The 20,621-nt window shown below is 57.7% G+C and carries 20 protein-coding genes and 3 tRNA genes; 14 read left to right on the forward strand and 9 right to left on the reverse strand.

All coding sequences use genetic code 11. The annotated features are described in order from the left end of the window. The gene (locus SK62_RS04365) at positions 1–1,023 is read left to right on the forward strand and encodes a HoxN/HupN/NixA family nickel/cobalt transporter (RefSeq protein WP_033487574.1); all 1,023 of its coding nucleotides are present in this window, start codon (positions 1–3) and stop codon (positions 1,021–1,023) included. Between the two features lie 126 nt (positions 1,024–1,149). Here SK62_RS04365 and norW read toward each other — a convergent pair whose 3' ends face one another. Further along, positions 1,150–2,283, reverse strand: a complete 1,134-nt coding sequence (gene norW / locus SK62_RS04370) for an NADH:flavorubredoxin reductase NorW (protein WP_015571680.1) — start codon at positions 2,281–2,283, stop codon at positions 1,150–1,152. Continuing rightward, positions 2,280–3,728: an anaerobic nitric oxide reductase flavorubredoxin gene (norV, locus tag SK62_RS04375; RefSeq protein WP_015571679.1), complete on the reverse strand. Its 1,449-nt coding sequence runs from the start codon at positions 3,726–3,728 to the stop codon at positions 2,280–2,282. Before norV ends, norW begins: the two co-directional genes overlap by 4 nt. Positions 3,729–3,915: 187 nt before the next feature. Here norV and norR point away from each other — a divergent pair, with 187 nt between their 5' ends. After that, positions 3,916–5,430 (forward strand): nitric oxide reductase transcriptional regulator NorR, encoded by a 1,515-nt coding sequence (gene norR, locus SK62_RS04380; protein ID WP_017382788.1) that lies wholly within the window; start codon positions 3,916–3,918, stop codon positions 5,428–5,430. Here the strand turns inward: norR and gutQ are convergent. The 7 genes from gutQ to srlA all read right to left on the reverse strand — a co-directional run bounded on the left by gutQ (position 5,427) and on the right by srlA (position 10,361). After that, positions 5,427–6,392 carry an arabinose-5-phosphate isomerase GutQ gene (gene gutQ / locus SK62_RS04385; protein ID WP_015571677.1) on the reverse strand — a complete coding sequence of 322 codons (966 nt, stop codon included), beginning with the start codon at positions 6,390–6,392 and terminating at the stop codon, positions 5,427–5,429. The two genes, norR and gutQ, sit on opposite strands and share 4 nt — an antisense overlap. Continuing rightward, positions 6,385–7,158 (reverse strand): glucitol operon DNA-binding transcriptional repressor SrlR, encoded by a 774-nt coding sequence (locus tag SK62_RS04390; protein WP_015571676.1) that lies wholly within the window; start codon positions 7,156–7,158, stop codon positions 6,385–6,387. Before SK62_RS04390 ends, gutQ begins: the two co-directional genes overlap by 8 nt. Positions 7,159–7,221: 63 nt before the next feature. Next, positions 7,222–7,581, reverse strand: coding sequence for a transcriptional regulator GutM (gene gutM / locus SK62_RS04395; protein WP_045333224.1), 360 nt, complete (start codon positions 7,579–7,581; stop codon positions 7,222–7,224). A 91-nt stretch (positions 7,582–7,672) separates the two neighbouring features. Next, positions 7,673–8,452: a sorbitol-6-phosphate dehydrogenase gene (srlD, locus tag SK62_RS04400; protein WP_045338371.1), complete on the reverse strand. Its 780-nt coding sequence runs from the start codon at positions 8,450–8,452 to the stop codon at positions 7,673–7,675. Positions 8,453–8,466: 14 nt separating this feature from the next. After that, positions 8,467–8,829 carry a PTS glucitol/sorbitol transporter subunit IIA gene (srlB, locus tag SK62_RS04405; RefSeq protein WP_017692786.1) on the reverse strand — a complete coding sequence of 121 codons (363 nt, stop codon included), beginning with the start codon at positions 8,827–8,829 and terminating at the stop codon, positions 8,467–8,469. A gap of 12 nt (positions 8,830–8,841) precedes the next feature. Then, positions 8,842–9,801, reverse strand: coding sequence for a PTS glucitol/sorbitol transporter subunit IIB (locus SK62_RS04410; protein WP_023304307.1), 960 nt, complete (start codon positions 9,799–9,801; stop codon positions 8,842–8,844). Next, on the reverse strand, positions 9,798–10,361 hold the full coding sequence (gene srlA, locus SK62_RS04415; protein ID WP_015571673.1) for a PTS glucitol/sorbitol transporter subunit IIC: 564 nt from the start codon (positions 10,359–10,361) through the stop codon (positions 9,798–9,800). The genes SK62_RS04410 and srlA overlap by 4 nt, the downstream gene beginning before the upstream one ends. A gap of 251 nt (positions 10,362–10,612) precedes the next feature. Between srlA and mltB the strand changes: the two genes are divergently transcribed. From mltB to SK62_RS04475, 12 genes are all read left to right on the forward strand, one after another. Beyond that, positions 10,613–11,713: a lytic murein transglycosylase B gene (gene mltB / locus SK62_RS04420; protein WP_180255630.1), complete on the forward strand. Its 1,101-nt coding sequence runs from the start codon at positions 10,613–10,615 to the stop codon at positions 11,711–11,713. 311 nt (positions 11,714–12,024) lie between these two features. Next, the gene (locus SK62_RS04425) at positions 12,025–12,678 is read left to right on the forward strand and encodes a metal ABC transporter ATP-binding protein (protein WP_017382783.1); all 654 of its coding nucleotides are present in this window, start codon (positions 12,025–12,027) and stop codon (positions 12,676–12,678) included. Continuing rightward, positions 12,675–13,535 (forward strand): metal ABC transporter permease, encoded by an 861-nt coding sequence (locus tag SK62_RS04430; RefSeq protein ID WP_015571669.1) that lies wholly within the window; start codon positions 12,675–12,677, stop codon positions 13,533–13,535. Before SK62_RS04425 ends, SK62_RS04430 begins: the two co-directional genes overlap by 4 nt. A gap of 14 nt (positions 13,536–13,549) precedes the next feature. Continuing rightward, on the forward strand, positions 13,550–14,428 hold the full coding sequence (locus SK62_RS04435; protein WP_022649141.1) for a metal ABC transporter substrate-binding protein: 879 nt from the start codon (positions 13,550–13,552) through the stop codon (positions 14,426–14,428). Positions 14,429–14,558: 130 nt separating this feature from the next. Further along, positions 14,559–15,056, forward strand: coding sequence for a nicotinamide-nucleotide amidase (gene pncC / locus SK62_RS04440; RefSeq protein WP_003862172.1), 498 nt, complete (start codon positions 14,559–14,561; stop codon positions 15,054–15,056). A gap of 89 nt (positions 15,057–15,145) precedes the next feature. After that, entirely contained in the window at positions 15,146–16,204 is a 1,059-nt protein-coding gene (gene recA, locus SK62_RS04445; RefSeq protein WP_015571667.1) for a recombinase RecA, read from the forward strand. Between the two features lie 68 nt (positions 16,205–16,272). Continuing rightward, complete coding sequence (gene recX / locus SK62_RS04450) at positions 16,273–16,773, forward strand: recombination regulator RecX (protein ID WP_047718544.1); 501 nt, start codon at positions 16,273–16,275, stop codon at positions 16,771–16,773. A 131-nt stretch (positions 16,774–16,904) separates the two neighbouring features. After that, complete coding sequence (gene alaS, locus SK62_RS04455; RefSeq protein ID WP_048249306.1) at positions 16,905–19,532, forward strand: alanine--tRNA ligase; 2,628 nt, start codon at positions 16,905–16,907, stop codon at positions 19,530–19,532. 241 nt (positions 19,533–19,773) lie between these two features. Beyond that, positions 19,774–19,959 carry a carbon storage regulator CsrA gene (gene csrA / locus SK62_RS04460; protein ID WP_000906486.1) on the forward strand — a complete coding sequence of 62 codons (186 nt, stop codon included), beginning with the start codon at positions 19,774–19,776 and terminating at the stop codon, positions 19,957–19,959. 342 nt (positions 19,960–20,301) lie between these two features. Continuing rightward, positions 20,302–20,394, forward strand: a tRNA-Ser gene (locus SK62_RS04465). 4 nt (positions 20,395–20,398) lie between these two features. Continuing rightward, a tRNA-Arg gene (locus SK62_RS04470) sits at positions 20,399–20,475 on the forward strand. A 64-nt stretch (positions 20,476–20,539) separates the two neighbouring features. Beyond that, positions 20,540–20,616: transfer RNA gene (locus SK62_RS04475), tRNA-Arg, on the forward strand. The last annotated feature ends 5 nt before the right edge of the window (positions 20,617–20,621 follow it).

The raw sequence follows: 20,621 nt of genomic DNA on the forward strand, positions 1-20,621 counted from the left end.
ATGTTACGACTTTTACGCAATGAACCTCGTGCAGCGTGCCTGCTGCTGGCTCTCGGGATGGCTAACCTGCTGGCCTGGGGGCTGGCGTGGCACACCTTTAGCGGCAGTACGGCGCTGATGGCCGCCAGCCTGCTGGCCTGGTGTTACGGACTGCGTCATGCGGTGGATGCCGACCATATCGCCGCGATTGATACCGTGACGCGTAAAATGATGCAGCAGGGCAAGCGCCCGTCCGGCGTGGGCGCATGGTTTTCCCTCGGACACTCCACCATCGTGGTGCTGGCCTCCATTGCTATCGCCGCTACCGCCACGGCGTTTCAGAAAAACATGGCATGGTTCCACGAAACCGGCAGCCTGATTGGCACCGCCGTCTCCGCCACCTTCCTGCTGGCGATGGCGCTGGTGAATATGGTGATCCTGCGCGGCGTCTGGCGCAGTTTTCAGGCGCTGAAACACGGCAATCCCGTGCAGGGCGACATCACGCTGCCTGCACAGGGCGGCGTCATGAACTGGCTGTTCGGCAAAACCTTCCGCCTCGTCAATAAAAGCTGGCAGATGTACCTGGTCGGTTTCCTGTTCGGCCTGGGGTTCGACACCGCCACCGAAATCGGCGTGCTGGGGATCTCCGCCGCCAGCGCCTCCAGCGGGATGTCGGTGTGGTCGATCATGATCTTCCCGGCGCTCTTCGCCAGCGGCATGGCGCTGGTGGATACGCTCGATAACCTGCTGATGGTGGGTGCCTACGGCTGGGCGTTTAACAAGCCGCAGCGCAAGCTCTACTACAACATGACCATCACCGGCACTTCGGTGGTGGTGGCGCTGTTTATCGGCGGCCTGGAAGCGCTGGGTCTGCTGATGGACAAGTTCGCCCTCAGCGGCGGCGTGTGGGATCTGATTGGCGCGGTGAACGATAACCTGGGCGATGCCGGATTTGTGGTGGTCGGGCTGTTTGTCGCCTGCTGGCTGATCTCGATGGCGAACTATCGCTGGCGCGGTTATGACGCGCTGGTGGTGCGCTCCTGACGCTGAAAGTGTAGCGATAAAAAAAGCCCCGGGACATCGGGGCGGTGGACAACAAAATCCAAAGGTTAAGTAAGCGTGGCAGTACTGTAGGCCGGGTAAGCGGAGCGCCACCCGGCATGACGAGGGTTAAGCTGGTAGCGATTTCAGCAGCGCGAAGGCCTCCTTCATTCTGTCTTCGCTGACGACAAAGGCGCGCATCTGACCGTCGGTATCGGTGCCGCGCGCCACCATGCCCTGAGGCGAAAGGACAATCTCCCAGTCCAGATCCTGACGCTGCGTTTCACCTGCGAGATGCAGCGGTAGTTCCGGCGTTTTTACCTTCACCAGCATGGCGGGTAATTTCACCGGGGCGTTGCCGCCGAGCAGGTTTTTCGCCAGGAACATGGCGCTTAACTGAATCGGTTGCAGGAACGGCAGCACCTGGCCGTTAATTTCCGCGCAGTCGCCCAGGGCATAAATGTCCGGCTGGGTGGTTTGCAGGTAGCTGTCCACCTTCACGCCGCGATTGATCTCTGCGCCCGCGCGGTGCGCCAGCGCGGTTTCCGGGCGCAACCCCGTCGCCGCAATAACCACATCCACTTCCACGCTGCGGTTGCGGTCGAGCGTCGCACAAATGCCGGTTTCGGTTTTGCTCAGGCTCTGTAACTGCGATTTCAGCAGCAGATGCACGCCCATGTCGGTCAGACGATGCTGTAAGCGACTGCTTACTTCTGCTGGCATCAGCGCTGACAGAATGCTGGCCGCGTGGTCAACCAGGGTAACGGATTTTCCCGCCCGGCAGAAGTCCATCGCCAGCTCGGTGCCAATCAGCCCGCCGCCGACAATCATCACCCGCGTGGCGTCGCGTAACAGGGTCTCGCTGGCCTGATACTCCTGCTGGCTGTTGAGCGTGACCATCAGCTCGCGGCCCTCAACCGGCGGCACAAACGCCGATGCCCCCGTCGCCAGCACCAGTTTGTCGTACTGCCAGGTTTTATCTTTCGCGTTCACCACGTGGGCGTCGGCGTCGATATCGGTGACCCAGGTGTACGGAAACAGACGCAGGTTAAACTGTTCTGCGAACTCCCCCGCCGTCTGGCGGGTGAGATCGTCGGCGCGCTGATTCTGGCTAATGACGTGGCTTAAATCAGGCTTGTTGTACTCATCCATGCTGTCGGCGGCGATCACCGTCAACGGCACGTTAGCATCCTGTTTGCGGATATTTTTCACCAGCTGGCGGGCGGCAAAGCCCGAGCCGATAATGACGATGCCGTGGCTCATTTTGCCTCCGTTGCCAGTTCATCAAAGACGTCTTTCCCGAGGGAACATTCCGGGCAGAGGAAGTTGTCCGGCACCTCGCTCCACGGCGTACCCGGCGCGACATCCTGCAACGGCTCGCCCAGCTCAGGATCGTAAATCCACTGGCAGACGCTGCACTGCATGCAAGGGCCGAGGTCGGCAGCGGCAGGAGCGGCTTCTGCTACAGCTTTCGGCGTAACTGCCGCGGCGGGTGCGGTTTCCGGCAGCGGCGCAAGCGCCCACTGGCGGGCAATGTCGCGACCGTGCTGACGACAGATTTCCAGCGCGTCGAGATCCGGACGCCATTTCGCCTTCAGGCTCAGGGACATCTCAAAACCGGCATCCTGTAAACGGGTGGAGAGACGGTCTACCGCGCCGCCGCTCCAGCCGTGTGAACCAAAGGCGCTGGCGCGTTTGTTACGAAAGCGCAGGCCGGTCATCTCTTCCACCAGTCCGGCAATTTTCGGCATCATCACGTTATTCATGGTGGAGGTACCCACCAGCACGCCTTTGGAGCGGAAGACGTTGGTCAATACCTCATTCTTATCGCTGCGCGCCACGTTGAAGATTTTCACCGCCACGTTCGGGTCAACTTCGTTGATGCCCTGGGCAATGGCGTCCGCCATCATGCGGGTGTTGTTGGACATGGTGTCGTAGAAGATGGTGATGCGATCTTCCTGATAGTCCGCCGCCCACTTCAGGTACAGTTCGACAATCTGGGTTGGATTTTCACGCCATACTACGCCGTGGGAGGTGGCAATCATATCCACCGGCAGGTTGAAGCCGAGGATCTCGGTGATTTTTGGCGTGACCAGACGGCTGAACGGGGTCAGGATGTTGGCGTAGTAGCGCTGGCACTGTTCGAAAAGCTCGGTCTGATCCACTTCGTCGTTGAACAGACGTTCGTCGCAGTAGTGCTGGCCGAAGGCGTCGTTACTGAACAGCACCGCGTCACCGGTCATGTAGGTCATCATGCTGTCCGGCCAGTGCAGCATTGGGGTTTCCACGAAGATCAGCTGTTTGCCATTGCCAATATCCAGCGTGTCGCCGGTTTTCACGGTGTGGAAGTTCCACTCCGGATGGTGGTGGTGGCCGTTGATGGAGTCAATGGCGTTGGTGGTGCAGTAGATCGGGGTATCCGGAATGTGGGACATCAGCTCGGTCAGCGCCCCGGCATGATCCTCTTCCGCGTGGTTGATGATAATGTAGTCGATGTCGTTCAGATCGATTTCGCTGCGCAGGTTCTGCACGAACTCGCGGCTGAATTTGTGATCGACGGTATCGATCAGGACGTTTTTACCTTCACGAATGAGATAGCTGTTGTAGCTGCTGCCGCGCAGCGTTTTGTATTCCGTCCCGTGAAAATCACGTACTTCCCAGTCACGTTGACCCACCCAATGAATGTTATTTTTAACCAGAATAGACATAGCAACCTCAACTTAATACGGCGTTTTCAAATAAGATGACTGTCATATATCAAGTTGCGTGCCAACTTTTTAACTTGTTGAAAATAATGTGTTTTCGTTTCGATGCCCCCTAATGGGTAGTCATTTTGACTATCTTAAAAATTGTCAATATGACACTATGTATTGTCAAAATGACAGTGAGGCAGAGATGAGCTTTTCCGTAGATGTGCTGGCGAAGATCGCCATAGAACTGCAAACCGGTATTGGTCATCAGGACCGCTTTCAGCGGCTGATCTCCACGTTGCGCCACGTGCTGGATTGCGATGCGTCGGCGCTGCTGCGTTACGAAGGGCGGCAGTTTATTCCGCTGGCTATCGACGGTCTGGCGAAGGACGTACTCGGGCGGCGCTTTACCCTGGAGGGCCACCCGCGTCTGGAAACCATCGCCCGCGCGGGTGACGTGGTGCGTTTCCCGGCAGACAGCGATCTGCCCGATCCGTACGACGGCCTGATCCCCGGACAGGAGAGCCTGAAGGTGCACGCCTGTATCGGCCTGCCGCTGTTTGCCGGGCAGAACCTGATTGGCGCGTTAACCCTCGACGGCATGTCGCCGGATCAGTTCGATACCTTCAGCGACGAAGAGCTACGGCTGATTGCCGCGCTGGCGGCCGGGGCGCTGAACAACGCCCTGCTGATAGAACAGCTGGAGAGCCAGAATATTCTTCCGGGTAGCCCGACGGCGTTTGAGCAGGTGGCGCACACCGAAATGATCGGCCTTTCGCCGGGCATGGCGCAGCTCAAAAAAGAGATTGAGATTGTCGCCGCGTCTGATTTGAACGTGCTGATCTTCGGGGAGACCGGCACCGGTAAAGAGCTGGTGGCAAAAGCGATCCACGAAGCCTCGCCCCGTGCGGTGAATCCGCTGGTCTATCTCAACTGCGCGGCGTTGCCGGAAAGCGTGGCGGAAAGCGAGCTGTTCGGACACGTCAAAGGGGCCTTTACCGGGGCGATCAGCAACCGCAGCGGCAAGTTCGAAATGGCTGATAACGGCACGCTGTTCCTCGATGAAATTGGCGAACTCTCCCTTTCGCTCCAGGCCAAACTGCTGCGGGTGTTGCAGTATGGCGATATTCAACGTGTGGGAGACGATCGCAGCTTACGCGTGGATGTGCGCGTGCTGGCGGCGACGAACCGCGATCTGCGCGAAGAGGTGCTGGCGGGGAATTTCCGCGCCGATCTGTTCCACCGTCTGAGCGTGTTCCCGCTCACGGTGCCGCCGCTGCGCGAGCGGGGCGAGGATGTGGTTCTGCTGGCGGGCTTTTTCTGCGAACAGTGTCGGCTCAAAATGGGGCTTTCCCGCGTGGTGCTAAGTCCCGGCGCGAGGACGCACCTGCTGAGCTACGGCTGGCCGGGTAACGTGCGTGAACTGGAACATGCGATCCACCGCGCGGTGGTGCTGGCGCGGGCAACGCGTTCGGGGGATGAAGTGGTTATTCATGCGCGCCATTTCGCGCTGCATGAGGAAACGATGCCGCCCGTGAAGCCGGTGATACCTGAGAGCGTGAACGAAAACCTGCGCGAGGCGACGGATGCGTTCCAGCGTCAGATGATCGCCCGCGCGCTGGAGCAGAATAACCGCAGCTGGGCGGCGTGCGCGCGGGCGCTGGAGATGGACGTCGCCAACCTTCACAGGCTGGCGAAACGTCTGGGGCTGAAGGGTTAAATAATCCCCGCCTGGTAGAAGTCTTGCAGGTTGATCGCGCCGCACAGCCTGCCGTGCTCGTCCACCACCGGCGCGGCGGTGATTTTGCGCTTCATCAGCACCTCTTTGGCTTCAATCGCGCGGCTGTCGGCATTCAGCGTCAGCCCGCCCTGGGTCATTGCTTCGGATACCCGCGCCTCCAGCTTGCCGCCGCCCACCAGCCAGCGGCGCAGGTCGCCGTCGGTGAAGACGCCCTTCACCTGGCGGTCATTGTCGCATACCGCAACCAGCCCCAGCCCGGTGCGGCTCAGCTCCAGCATGGCGTCCATCACGCTGGTGTCGAGTTTGACCTGAGGAATGGCATCGTCCGTGCGCATCAGGTGGTGAACTTTGTTGAGCAGACGAGCCCCAAGCGCGCCCGCAGGATGGGAGCGGGCGAAATCTTCCTCATTAAAACCGCGCGCCTGCATCACCGCCATCGCCAGGGCGTCGCCCATCATCAGCGTGTTGACGGTGCTGGAGGTCGGTGCCAGGTGCATCGGACAGGCTTCGCGCTCAACGGAAATATCCAGGGTTGCTTTCGCGGCCAGCGCCAGCGGCGAACGGGATTTGCCGGTCATCGCTAACAGGGCCACCGATTTTTCTTGCAGGCGAGGGATGATGAGATCCAGCTCTTTGGCTGAACCGGAGTAGGAGATAAACAGCATCACGTCGCGGCTTTCGATCATCCCCAGATCGCCGTGCAGCGCTTCGGCAGGATGCACGAAGAACGCCGGGGTGCCGGTGCTGGCAAGCGTCGCGGCAATCTTCTTGCCGATATGACCGGATTTACCGATACCCGCCACGATCACTTTGCCCTCGCAGTGGATAATGGTGTTGGCTGCACGAACAAAATCCTCACCCAGACGTTCCGGCAGGCGGCTGGCTTCCTGTAGCTCCAGCAGCAGGGTCTGACGGCCTGCGTTTAACAGAAAATCACTCATTTTTCTCTCCGGTTACGATCACGTCGATGCCCTTCGCTTCCAGCGCTTTTTTAAATGCCGGATCGATACCTGCGTCGGTAATCAGCTTATCGACGCTTTCAAGGCTACAGACAATGTTGGGGCTTTTACGGCCAAACTTCGACGAGTCCGCCATCAAAATCACTTCCCGCGCGGCGTTGCACATCGCTTTGCTGACGCTGAACACCTCGTTGAAGGTGGTCACGCCCGCGTTGAGGTCGATGCCGTCCGTGCCCATAAACAGCTTATCGAAGCTGAAGTGGTCGAAGGCATTCTCCGCCAGCTGCCCGTGAAACGACGCGGATTTTTTACGGAAGGTGCCACCGGGCATCAGGATGGTCTGCTCGCTGTCGAACTCTGACAGGGCATTGACGATGTGCAGGCTGTTGGTCATCACGGTGATGTTATTAAAGCGGCTGAGCAGCGGGATCATCTGTAGGACGGTACTGCCTGCGTCGAGGATAATGGAATCGCCGTCCTGGATAAATTTGACGGCGGCTTCGGCAATCAGCGCTTTCTGGTGGGTATTGATCAGTGTTTTGTGGTCGATAGGCGGGTCGGCTTCGTCTTTATTGAGCACCACGCCGCCGTAGGTACGAATGACGGCGCCGGAGTTTTCGAGCAACACCAGGTCCTTGCGTATTGTCGTGCCGGTGGTGTCAAAGTAGTGGGCCAGATCCTCTACCGAGCACTTTCCCTGCTTTTGCAGATGCTCAAGTATGGCCGCCTGCCGCTGACGTGGTTTCATAGGCGCTTCGTTCCTTACGTTGCGAAATGATAATTCCGCAAGTTTATAACTTTCACAACGAAATTATCCATGTTTCAGATTAAGCGCTAATGATAGTGCATTCTGACAGAGTGAATCATGGGGGAAGATCACATCAGGTTGTAATTCATGCAGCGAAATGCCGTCGATCGCCTGGATTTTGGTCGGACGGGCAAACACCGTTACGCCGCGCATGATGAGGGAATCGCAAACCATATTGTTTTCATCCAGCGCAACAGCGACGACAACCCGCGGTTTAAAGCGGCCGCCGGAACGCCCGACGCCCACGCGGCCTTTCTGGCACAGGGCATCAAAGGCGCGGTTAAACTGATGGATTTGCCAGCCGCCAAACGCCATCTGGCAAAGCCAGGAGAGGGCGGCGACGGTGATGAGTGCGGTGACCATATCGGCTCCTTAACTGCCGGGTGGCGGCTGCGCCTTACCCGGCCTACGGGGATTGTAGCCCCGGTAAGCGCAGCGCCACCGGGGAATGAACTCAGAACATCACCTGCCCACCGGTGACGTTAATCGACTGCCCGGTGCAGTACGAGGCTTTCGGGCTGGCGTAAAACAGCAGCATGTTCAGCACGTCCTGATAATCGCACCCGCGCTTCAGCGGCACTTTGTCGATGTAGTACTGTTCGACGTCCTCCGCTTTGATGCCAAGTTTGGCGGCATACTGCGGCAGCAGGGACTGGAACATCGGGGATTTCAGCAGGTTACCCAGCATCAGCGCGTGAACGGTTATGCCGTATTCGGCCAGATCCAGCGCCAGAGACTGCGTCAGCCCGACGCCGCCAAACTTCGCCGCGCTGTAGCCGGAGTTGTGCTTGCTGCCCACTTTCCCCGATTTTGAGTTGATCTGAATGATGCGACCCTGAATACCGTCGCGGATCATCAGACGGGAAAATTCGCGGGCGCAGAGGAAATAGCCCACCAGATTCACCTGCAACGAGCGGTCAAAATCCCCCAGTTCGAAATCGCTGATAAAGGCCGCTTTCGCAATCCCCGCGCTGTAGACCAGCAGATCGGTGCGACCAAAAATCTCATCCACGCCGCGGGCCAGCGCCATCACGCTCTGCTCGCTGGTGGCGTCGGCGCCAAATCCATACGCCATCCCTTCGCCAAATTCGATGTTGATGGCGTCCGCTACGCGGGCGGCTTTCTCACTCTGAATATCCACGACCGCCACGCGGTAGCCCTCTGCGGCAAGCCCATGGCAGAGGAACTCGCCTAAGGTTTGTCCCCCACCAATGACAACGGCAACCTGACTCATGTGTCTCTCCTTTATTACGAAATAAATTTTAACGTGCAGCCTGGGGTGACAGCCTGCGGAACCGGCCCCTCAACGTGAACCGTGCCGGGATACTCCGCCCGCGGCTGGCCGTCGAAACGCAAGGTGATGTGCCCCAGCTCGCGCAGGTTTTGCTCGGCGACGTCACCGACGGCGGTTACGGCATAGCGCGCCTTGCCCAGTTCCAGCTGGCCACCGGCCTTCAGCTCGCCGTTTAACTCGCCGTGGCAGTGGATGAAGCAAAACTCTTCGATATCTGCCGGGGCCCCTTCGCGGAAGGTGATCAGCATCTGGTCGCTCAGCGCATCGGCTGCGCTCTGGCCGATGCGGGTAATGGTGGTCTGGTAAATCACGGTCATGGCAGGAACCTCTTATTGATAAATAAAGCCGGAGACAAACCAGGCAATTAGCACCGTTGGCGCGCCCGTCAGGAAGCGGCTCACCAGCACGGAGGGGACGCCCACGCGCACGGTCTCCTGGCGCGCTTCCGCCAGCGACAGCCCGACGGGGATGAAGTCGCACGCCGCCTGAGCGTTAATGGCAAACAGGGCGGGCAGGGCGAGATGCGGAGGGATGTTCCCCAGACCAATCTGCACGCCAATCAGCACGCCGATGACCTGGGCAATCACCGCGCCCGGGCCGAGGAACGGCGACAGCAGCGGGAAGGAGCAGATCAGCGCCAGCGTCACCAGGCCGAGCGGGTGGCTGGCGAGCGGGGCGAGGCCGTGGGCAATCCAGTCGCCGAGGCCGGAGGCCATGATGATGCCGATCAGCGCCGAGACGAACGCCATAAACGGCAGAATGGTTTTCAGCACCGTGTCGATGGTGTCGCGCCCGGACTGAAACAGCACCGCCACGGCGGACCCCATCCCCATCCCGACCTTCGCCAGCAGGCCGTCGCTCTGCTCGGTGATTTTTTTGCTGGTGTCGTAGTCGCGCGGGGATGCTTTTTGCGGCGCGGGTGTGCCATTCACCAGCGTGATGTTGTCCTCCTTCACGCCCGAGACATAAATGTCCTCAAGGATGTACTGCGCCAGCGGGCCTGATTTGCCCGTGGAGTGAATATTCACCGTCGGAATGCGGCGCTTCGGGTAGATGCCGCAGCGCAGGGTGCCGCCGCAGTCGATTACCGCCACGCCGATTTCCGCTTCCGGCGGCTCGCCTTCCTTGAAGCCGTCGACCGCTTCCCAGCCGGTCAGCTCGCGCAGCCTGTCGACGATCGCCGGGCGCGTGCCCGCGGTGATGTAGACGATCTTTTTGCCTTCGGTGGCGTCGAACTCCAGCGGGCCGCCCCAGCCGCCCGTGCCTTTATCTATGCGGATCCGGTTCATACTGTGGCTCCCGAAAGCTGGACTTTCTCATCAAGCTGAATGCCCATTTTTTTCTCAAAAATGGCGGTAGTGAGGTCCGTTACCCAGCCGCGGAAGAAGTTGGTCACCAGGCCGACCAGCAGATAGCTCACCGCCAGCGGGCCGAGCGGCAGTCCCAGCGTAGTGAGACCGCTGGCAATCCCGAGGTAAACAAACAGCTCGCCGGGGTTAATGTGCGGGAACAGGCCGTTCATTGAATGGCAGCTGTAGGAGGCGGCGGCGTAATAACTCGGCTTGTACTTCTCTGGCATAAAGCGGCCGAGGCTTAAGGTCATCGGGTTGCAGAACACAAAGGTGCCGATGAAGGGCAGGATCAGGTAGCGGGACAGCGGATTGCCGGCACAGCGCTGGGCGAAGCGTTCAATACGCTGCTGGCCGATAAAGTTAATCAGGGCGTTCATGATCACCAGCAGGCTGATCAGCAGGGGCAGGATCCCGGTCACCATGCCGGTGAATACCTCGCCGCCTTTCTGAAACAGCCCGATGAACCACTCGGCGCCGTGGGTGATGGTTTCTATCATTCTTCTCTCCTGTAGGGCGTTTGTTTTTGTCTATCTGCGGCTAATAATAATCACTTTGAAAGGTTTTAAAGTGTTAATCAGATCTCACAATGAAAGAAAAATGTATTATTTTGAAAGTTTATTGGTGAGGTGAATAATTTTTGGTGGAAAAAAGCGCGGATTTGCGTCGGGGAGGTGTGTACCGCTTCCTTGAGGAGTTGGGGATGCTTTACCATACTGGGTTCTTACCGAACTCGTTAAATGGATGCCACATGTTCAAGCGTCGTTATGCAGCGCTGTTGCCTGCGCTTATTCTCCTGTCCGCCTGTAGTAGCAAACCCAAGACCGAAGCCGCTCAGCCAACGGCGGGCGCGCCTTCCGGAGGATTCCTGCTGGAGCCGCAGCACAATATGATGCAGATGGGCGGCGACTTCGCGAATAACCCTGCGGCCGAACAGTTCATCGATAAAATGGTGAGCAAGCACGGTTTTGACCGCCAGCAGCTGCATGCCATTTTGTCTCAGGCGAAGCGTCTGGACTATGTGCTGCGCCTGATGGACAGGCAGGCGCCGACAGCCCAGGTGCCGACCGGGCCAAACGGCGCGTGGCTGCGCTATCGCAAACAGTTTATTACCCCGGACAACGTGCAGAATGGCGTGGTGTTCTGGAATCAGTATGAAGACGCCCTGAACCGTGCGTGGCAGGTCTATGGCGTGCCGCCGGAGATCATCGTCGGTATTATTGGGGTCGAGACCCGCTGGGGACGCATTATGGGTAAAACCCGCATCCTCGATGCGCTGGCGACGCTCTCCTTCAACTACCCGCGCCGCGCCGACTATTTCTCTTCCGAGCTGGAAACCTTCCTGCTGATGGCGCGAGACGAACAGGACGATCCGCTCGATCTGAAAGGGTCGTTCGCCGGGGCAATGGGCTACGGCCAGTTTATGCCGTCCTCCTATAAGCAGTACGCGGTAGATTTTAACGGGGATGGTCACATCAACCTGTGGGATCCCGAAGACGCCATTGGCAGCGTGGCCAACTACTTCAAAGCGCATGGCTGGACGCCGGGCGGCCAGGTGGCGGTGCAGGCGAACGGCGAGGCGTTTGGTCTGGAAAACGGATTTAAAACCAAATACAGCGTAGCGCAGCTGGCAGCGGCAGGCTTAACGCCGTCTCAGCCGCTGGGCAATGTTGACCAGGTGAGCCTGCTGCGCCTGGATGTCGGAACCGGTTATCAGTACTGGTTCGGGCTGCCGAACTTCTACACCATTACCCGCTACAACCACAGCACGCACTATGCGATGGCGGTGTGGCAGCTGGGGCTGGCGGTGTCTCAGGCGCGTGTGCCGGCAGCGTCACCGTTTAGCCAGTAAGTTACCCTGACGGTTAGGCCGGTTAAGGCAACGCCGCCACCCGGCATGGCTGCATGCACGGTGCGGCCTGATGCCCTCACCCTGACCCTCTCCCACGGGAGAGGGAAGTTTGCAGAAACATTTCGCCACACTCCCATTTCACTCCCACCGTTTACATCTTAATCGACTTTCATTATCGTTATGTTATAACATTATTTTTGAATTGAGATATCCATGTCCCTGTTTTCTCTCTCATCCCCGGTTCGGCTGCTGCTGGCGCTGGTGCTCATTCTGTTTCTCGGCCTGGCCGTGCGCTGGGCGGTGGCGTTGCCATGATCGTGATGAACGACCTGGTGGCGGGTTACGATCGCCAGCCCGTTACGCGCGCGCTGTCCGGCGTGATTGAACGCGGGAGCATGACCGCTATCGTCGGGGCCAACGGCTGCGGTAAATCCACGCTGCTGAAAACGCTCGCCGGCTTTATTCCGCCCGTCAGCGGTACGTTTCGCTGGCAGGGAAGACGTCCGGTGGTGGGCTGGCTGGCGCAGCGTCACGCGCTGGAGGCGCAATTTCCTCTGACCGTGCAGGACGTGGTGAGTATGGGCTGCTGGCCAGCAATCTCACTGTTTGCCGGTTTTCGTCGGGATACCCGCATGCGCATTGCCGGCGCGCTGGAGCGCGTGGGGCTGGAGTCCATGGCGTTCTCTACCATAGATGAACTTTCCGGCGGCCAGTTTCAGCGCATGCTGTTTGCCCGCGTTTTGGTGCAGCAGGCGCCGCTGGTGATGCTGGATGAGCCTTTCACCGGCGTCGATGAAGCGACCTGCAACGTGCTGATGGATCTGATGCTGGAGATGTATATGCAGGGGCAGACCCTGCTGGCGGTCCTGCACGACAGCGAACGCGTCTCGCGCCACTTCCCACAAACGTTGCGGCTGGATGCTGATACGCCGCACTGGAAAACCGAGCGGGTGAGGGTGGCATGATCTGGCATCTCTTCTTCCAGCCGTTTATTGAGTACGGCTTTATGCGGCGCGCGCTGGTGGTTTGCCTGGCGCTCTCCGTCAGCACCACTGCGCTGGGCGTATTTCTTCAACTGCGTCGGATGAGCCTGATGGGGGACGCCCTTTCTCACGCCATTTTGCCGGGTGTCGCGGTGGGCTATCTGCTCAGCGGGATGTCGCTGCTGGCAATGACTGTCGGCGGGTTTATTGCCGGGATCGCCGTTGCGCTGGTGGCCGGGCTGGTCAGCCGCCGCACGCCGCTTAAAGAGGATGCCAGCTTCGCGGGGTTTTACCTGGGCTCGCTGGCGCTGGGCGTCACGCTGGTGTCGCTGCGCGGTTCAAATGTCGATCTGCTTCATCTTCTGTTTGGCTCCATTCTCGCCGTGGATAGCGCGTCAGCCCTGTTCGTGACGGGCGTTTGCATGTTCACGCTCCTCACGCTGGCGATTTTTTATCGGGGGCTGGTCAGCGAAGCGTTTGATACCGCGTGGTTGCAGGTGAACGCGCGCTGGCTGCCCGGGATGTTACACGGTCTGTTTCTGGCGCTGCTGGTGCTCAACCTGGTAGCCGGTTTTCAGGTGCTCGGCACGCTGATGGCCGTCGGGCTGATGATGTTACCCGCCGTGGCGGCACGCTGCTGGGTGCGCACACTGCCAGGGTTACTTTTGATGGCGGGTATCAGCGGTATTTTTTGCGCGTGGCTGGGCTTAAGCCTTTCCTGGGCAGTGAGTCTGCCCGCCGGGCCCTCCATTGTGCTGACCGCCAGCGCATTGTTCTTTATTTCAGTTTTATTTGGCACGCGCAGCAGGCTGGCGGATAGCCTGCGGGCGCTTTTTTAACGCAAGGGGAAACGATGAAACGTACAGGATTAGCCGTGGCGCTCGCGCTCGGCATGATGACGCACGGCGTAATGGCGAAAACGCTTAATGTGGTGACCAGCTTTTCCATCCTGGGAGACATCACGCAGCAGGTTGGCGGCGATCGTGTGAAGGTGACGACGCTGGTGGGGCCGGACGGTGATCCCCATACTTTCGAACCTTCGCCCAAAGACAGCGCGGCGCTGAGTAAAGCTGACGTGGTGGTGGTCAATGGGCTGGGGCTGGAGGGCTGGCTCGACCGTCTGGTGAAAGCCTCCGGATTCAAAGGCCAACTGGTGGTTGCTTCGGACGGCGTGAAAACGCACACGCTGGAAGAGGACGGTAAAACCGTGACCGATCCGCACGCGTGGAACAGCGCGGCGAACGGCGCGCTGTATGCGCAAAATATTCTCTCAGGGCTGGTGAAGGCCGATCCTGAAGATACGGCGGCGCTTGAAGCTACCGGTAAACCCTATATTGCGCAGCTCTCTCAACTGGACGGTTGGGCTAAAAAGCGTTTCAGCGACATCCCACAGGCGAAGCGCAAAGTGCTGACCAGCCACGACGCCTTCGGCTATTTCAGCCGCGCCTACGGCGTGACGTTTATGGCGCCGCAGGGGCTGTCGTCTGAGAGTGAAGCCAGCGCGGCGCAGGTAGCGGAGATCATCAATCAGATTAAAGCTGACGGCGTGAAAACCTGGTTTATGGAAAACCAGCTTGACCCACGCCTGGTGAAGCAGATTGCGACCGCCACGGGCGCCCAGCCGGGTGGTGAACTTTACCCGGAAGCGCTGTCCGCGAAGGGCGGCGTGGCGGACACCTACGTCAAGGCATTTCGCCACAATGTGGACACCCTCGCTAACAGCATGAAATAAGCGTCTCTCTGGCCGATGCGCCCGCATCGGCTTTTTTCTGAAGCCCCCTCGTAAAACCCGACGCGCATCCCCATATTTGATGAGAAAGTGCTATCTTGTGCTGCATGTTTTTCTAAGGCCTGGAGCGAGAATGACTGACCATGAATTGATGCAGCTAAGCGAAGTGGTGGGGCTGGCGCTGAAACAGCGCGGCGCGACTCTCACGACCGCAGAATCCTGCACCGGCGGCTGGGTGGCGAAAGCAATTACCGATATTGCTGGCAGTTCCGCCTGGTTTGAACGCGGCTTTGTGACCTACAGTAACGAGGCGAAAGCGCAGATGATCGGCGTGCGTGAAGCCACGCTTGAGCAGCATGGCGCGGTCAGCGAGCCGGTGGTGATCGAGATGGCGATTGGCGCGCTGAAAGAGGCGCGCGCAGATTACGCTATCTCCATCAGCGGTATCGCGGGGCCGGACGGCGGCAGCGACGTGAAGCCTGTCGGCACCGTCTGGTTTGGCTTTGCCACCTCAAAAGGTGAAGGGATCACCCGCCGGGAATGCTTCAGCGGCGATCGCGAAAGCGTGCGTCGTCAGGCAACGGAATACGCGTTAAAAACGCTCTGGCAACAATTTCTACAAAATACTTGATACTGTATGACTATACAGTATAATTGCCTCAACAGAACAGAAGTCCATGGTGAAGCGCAGTTGCTTCTCCCGGCATGACAGGAGTAATAATGGCTATCGACGAAAACAAACAGAAAGCGTTGGCGGCAGCACTGGGCCAGATCGAAAAGCAATTCGGTAAAGGCTCCATCATGCGCCTGGGTGAAGACCGTTCCATGGATGTGGAAACTATCTCCACTGGTTCGCTTTCTCTTGATATCGCACTGGGCGCTGGCGGTTTGCCGATGGGCCGTATCGTAGAAATCTACGGTCCGGAATCCTCGGGTAAAACCACCCTGACGTTGCAGGTTGTTGCGGCGGCACAGCGCGAAGGTAAAACCTGTGCGTTTATCGATGCCGAGCACGCGCTGGACCCGGTCTATGCCCGTAAACTGGGCGTTGATATCGACAACCTGCTGTGCTCCCAGCCGGACACCGGCGAGCAGGCACTGGAAATCTGTGACGCGCTGGCGCGCTCAGGTGCGGTTGACGTAATCATCGTCGACTCCGTTGCGGCGCTGACGCCAAAAGCGGAAATTGAAGGTGAAATCGGTGACTCTCACATGGGCCTCGCGGCACGTATGATGAGCCAGGCGATGCGTAAGCTGGCGGGTAACCTGAAGCAGTCCAATACGCTGCTGATCTTCATCAACCAGATCCGTATGAAAATTGGTGTAATGTTCGGTAACCCGGAAACCACCACCGGCGGTAACGCTCTGAAATTCTACGCTTCTGTCCGTCTGGATATCCGCCGTATCGGTGCGGTGAAAGAGGGGGATAACGTAGTCGGTAGCGAAACCCGCGTGAAGGTTGTGAAGAACAAAATCGCAGCACCGTTCAAACAGGCTGAGTTCCAGATCCTCTACGGCGAAGGTATCAACTTCCTCGGCGAGCTGGTTGACCTGGGCGTGAAAGAGAAGCTGATTGAAAAAGCGGGCGCATGGTACAGCTACAACGGTGACAAGATTGGTCAGGGTAAAGCGAATGCTATCTCCTGGCTGAAAGAGAACCCGGCGGCGGCGAAAGAGATTGAGAAGAAGGTGCGTGAACTCCTGCTGAACAACCAGGACTCTAAACCTGATTTCGTGGTCGACGGCGCGGATGCTGAAGAAACCAACGAAGACTTTTAATCCTCTCGGATAAAAATGAAGGGCTGCTGATGCGGCCCTTTTTGCATTTCTGAATCGACAGGTTTTTTATGAGTGAATCGACATCACGCCGACCAGCCTACTCACGCTTGCTGGATCGGGCCGTGCGTATTCTTGCCGTGCGTGACCATAGCGAACAGGAGCTGCGGCGGAAACTGTCAGCGCCCGTCATGAGCAAAAACGGTCCGGAAGACATTGATGCCACCGCGGAAGATTATGACCGCGTGGTTGCCTGGTGCTACGAGCATCACTATCTGGATGACGGCCGTTTTGCCGCTCGCTTTCTTGCCAGCCGTGGTCGTAAAGGCTATGGGCCAGCGCGTATCCGCCAGGAGCTGAACCAGAAAGGGGTAGCCCGTGAATCGATTGAAAAAGCCATGCGCGAAAGTGAAATTGACTGGTGCGAACTGGCGCGTGAGCAGGCGGTACGAAAGTACGGTGAGCCGCTGCCGCGTGAATTTTCAGAAAAAGTTAAAATCCAGCGCTTTTTGCTCTACCGCGGCTTCCTGATGGAAGATATTCAGGATATCTGGCGTAATTTTACCGATTGAACGCATGCGGGATTTTACTTCCCACTAAAGAAAACTTATCTTATTCCCACTTTTTCCAGTAGCTGGTCCGTCCAACTGTTTACAGATACAGATCTGCTGCGACATTTCGTTAGCTTGATTTCAGGATAATTATGAGCAAGAGCACCGCTGAGATCCGTCAGGCGTTTCTCGATTTTTTCCATAGTAAGGGACACCAGGTTGTTGCCAGCAGCTCCCTGGTACCGAACAATGACCCGACTCTGCTGTTTACCAACGCCGGGATGAACCAGTTCAAGGATGTGTTCCTTGGTCTCGACAAGCGTAATTATTCCCGCGCCACAACCTCACAGCGTTGCGTGCGTGCGGGCGGTAAACACAACGATCTGGAAAACGTCGGTTACACCGCGCGCCACCACACCTTCTTCGAAATGCTGGGTAACTTCAGCTTCGGCGACTATTTCAAACACGACGCCATTCAATACGCGTGGGAACTGCTGACCGGTGAAAACTGGTTCAATCTGCCGAAAGAGCGTCTGTGGGTGACCGTGTATGAGACCGATGACGAAGCGTTCGACATCTGGGAAAAAGAAGTGGGTATCCCGCGCGAACGTATCATCCGTATCGGTGACAACAAAGGCGCGCCTTACGCGTCTGATAACTTCTGGCAGATGGGCGACACCGGCCCTTGCGGTCCGTGCACCGAGATCTTCTACGATCATGGCGACCACATCTGGGGTGGCCCTCCGGGAAGCGCGGAAGAAGATGGCGATCGCTACATTGAGATCTGGAACATCGTCTTCATGCAGTTCAACCGTCAGGCCGACGGCACCATGGAGCCGCTGCCAAAACCGTCCGTAGATACCGGTATGGGCCTTGAGCGTATCGCGGCCGTTCTGCAACACGTTAACTCCAACTATGAGATTGACCTGTTCAGCACCCTGATCAAAGCCGTTGCTGAGGTAACGGGCGCAACCGATCTGAGCAACAAATCACTGCGCGTTATCGCAGACCATATTCGTTCCTGTGCGTTCCTGATTGCTGACGGCGTTATCCCGTCGAATGAAAACCGTGGCTATGTGCTGCGTCGTATCATTCGTCGTGCGATCCGCCATGGCAACATGCTGGGCGCGAAGGACACCTTCTTCTATAAACTCGTTGGGCCACTGATTGGCGTGATGGGCTCTGCCGGTGACGAGCTGAAACGCCAGCAGGCGCAGGTTGAACAGGTTCTGAAAACCGAAGAAGAGCAGTTTGCCCGTACGCTGGAACGCGGTCTGGCGCTGCTGGACGACGAGCTGGCGAAACTCAAGGGCGACACGCTGGATGGCGAAACCGCTTTCCGCCTGTACGACACCTACGGCTTCCCGGTTGACCTGACCGCGGACGTTTGCCGCGAGCGCAACATCAAAGTTGACGAAGCAGGCTTTGAAGCCGCAATGGAAGAACAGCGTCGTCGTGCGCGTGAATCCAGCGGTTTTGGCGCGGACTACAACGCGATGATCCGCGTTGATAGCGCGTCTGAATTTAAAGGCTACGAAGAGCTGGCCCTGACCAGCAACGTGACCGCGCTGTTTGTTGACGGTAAAGCCGTAGACAGCATTAGCGCGGGCCAGAACGCGGTTGTTATCCTGGATAAAACGCCGTTCTATGCGGAATCGGGCGGCCAGGTTGGCGATAAAGGCGAACTGAAAGGCAATGGCTTCAGCTTCAGCGTAAGCGATACCCAGAAATACGGTCAGGCGATTGGTCACCAGGGCAAACTGGTTTCCGGCTCTCTGAAAGTGGGCGAGGGCGTTCAGGCCAACGTTGACGAAGCTCGCCGCGCGCGCATTCGTCTGAACCACTCGGCAACCCACCTGATGCACGCAGCCCTGCGCGAAGTGCTGGGTACGCACGTTGCACAGAAAGGTTCTCTGGTTAATGACAAAGTGCTGCGTTTCGACTTCTCGCATTTTGAAGCGATGAAGCCGTCTGAAATTCGTGCGGTGGAAGACCTGGTGAATGCCCAGATCCGCCGTAACCTGCCAATCGAAACCCACATCATGGATCTCGAGGCAGCGAAGAAGAAAGGTGCGATGGCGCTGTTTGGCGAGAAATATGACGACCGCGTTCGCGTGCTGAGCATGGGCGACTTCTCTACCGAACTGTGTGGCGGTACTCACGCATCCCGCACCGGTGACATCGGCTTGTTCCGCATCGTTTCCGAGTCGGGGACGGCGGCAGGCGTGCGTCGTATTGAGGCGGTGACCGGGGAAGGCGCAATTGCCAGCCTGCATGCGCAGAGCGACCAGCTGCACGAGATCGCGCAGCTGCTGAAAGGCGATAGTCAAAACCTGGGCGAAAAAGTGCGTGTCGCGCTGGATCGTACCCGTCAGCTGGAAAAAGAACTCCAGCAGCTGAAAGAACAGGCTGCGGCGCAGGAGAGCGCAAACCTCTCCAGCAAAGCGGTAGACATTAAGGGCGTCAAACTGCTGGTCAGCGATCTGGCGGGCGTTGAGCCTAAGATGCTGCGTACCATGGTCGACGATCTGAAGAACCAGCTTGGTTCGACGGTTATCGTGCTGGCAACGGTCGCAGAGGGTAAGGTTTCTCTGATTGCGGGCGTCTCTAAGGATGTGACGGATCGTGTTAAAGCAGGGGAACTGATTGGCATGGTCGCCCAGCAGGTGGGTGGCAAAGGTGGCGGTCGTCCGGACATGGCGCAAGCCGGTGGTACGGATGCGGCGGCACTTCCCGCGGCATTAGCCAGCGTTGAAAGCTGGGTAAGCGCGAAACTGTAATAACTACAAAGCACAAGCAGACGCCATAGCGGTAACGTTATGGCGTCTTGCTCACTGCGCTATCGATAACGATAAAGTCAGGTTGAGTTTGTGTATATCGGCTAAACTTACGTTTAACAGAATGTGATGCCGTGACTGCTTACACTTTACGTGTTTGTCATCGCTTACTTTTTGGCGTTATATGATGGATAATGCCGGGATACAAGAGACCCGACTCTTTTAATCTTTCAAGGAGCAAAGAATGCTGATTCTGACTCGTCGAGTTGGTGAGACCCTCATGATTGGGGATGAGGTCACCGTGACAGTTTTAGGGGTAAAGGGTAACCAGGTACGTATTGGTGTTAACGCTCCTAAAGAAGTATCTGTCCACCGTGAAGAGATCTACCAGCGTATCCAGGCTGAAAAATCCCAGCAGTCCAGTTACTGATATTGTCGCGTCTCGCTGTCGGGCGAGACGCAACCCTCCTGCTATTTTTCCTGCATAAAGTTACCGTTCTATTTCAAACGCTTCGTTTTTGACCACTCTCATAATCTTATCTCATCCAAAAGACGCGCTTCTCTCAACACAATTCTGTGAAGATGCCTGCAAAATCCGCTTATAAAACACTCTCTTTGCGGCTTTTACATGCGAATTGGGTGCGAATTGTGCAAACGAAAAAAGCATGTGGAAAATTGTTTGACTTATAAGTCCCAGAAAGTAATATATGCGCCACGCAGCGACGAGAAGCTCTTAACGAGTTGCTCGAAGCACTCGAAAGAGGCGTTGTGTGGTGAGGTGGCCGAGAGGCTGAAGGCGCTCCCCTGCTAAGGGAGTATGCGGTCAAAAGCTGCATCCGGGGTTCGAATCCCCGCCTCACCGCCATTTTGCATCCGTAGCTCAGCTGGATAGAGTACTCGGCTACGAACCGAGCGGTCGGAGGTTCGAATCCTCCCGGATGCACCATCTATTACTTCATATTGCTTTCGAAGTGATATGAATATCGAGCAGTACAGTAGTAAATCCCGATGCATCCGTAGCTCAGCTGGATAGAGTACTCGGCTACGAACCGAGCGGTCGGAGGTTCGAATCCTCCCGGATGCACCATTTTT

It is taken from the genome of Enterobacter sp. BIDMC109, from assembly GCF_001037885.1.
Lineage (GTDB): Bacteria > Pseudomonadota > Gammaproteobacteria > Enterobacterales > Enterobacteriaceae > Enterobacter > Enterobacter hormaechei_C.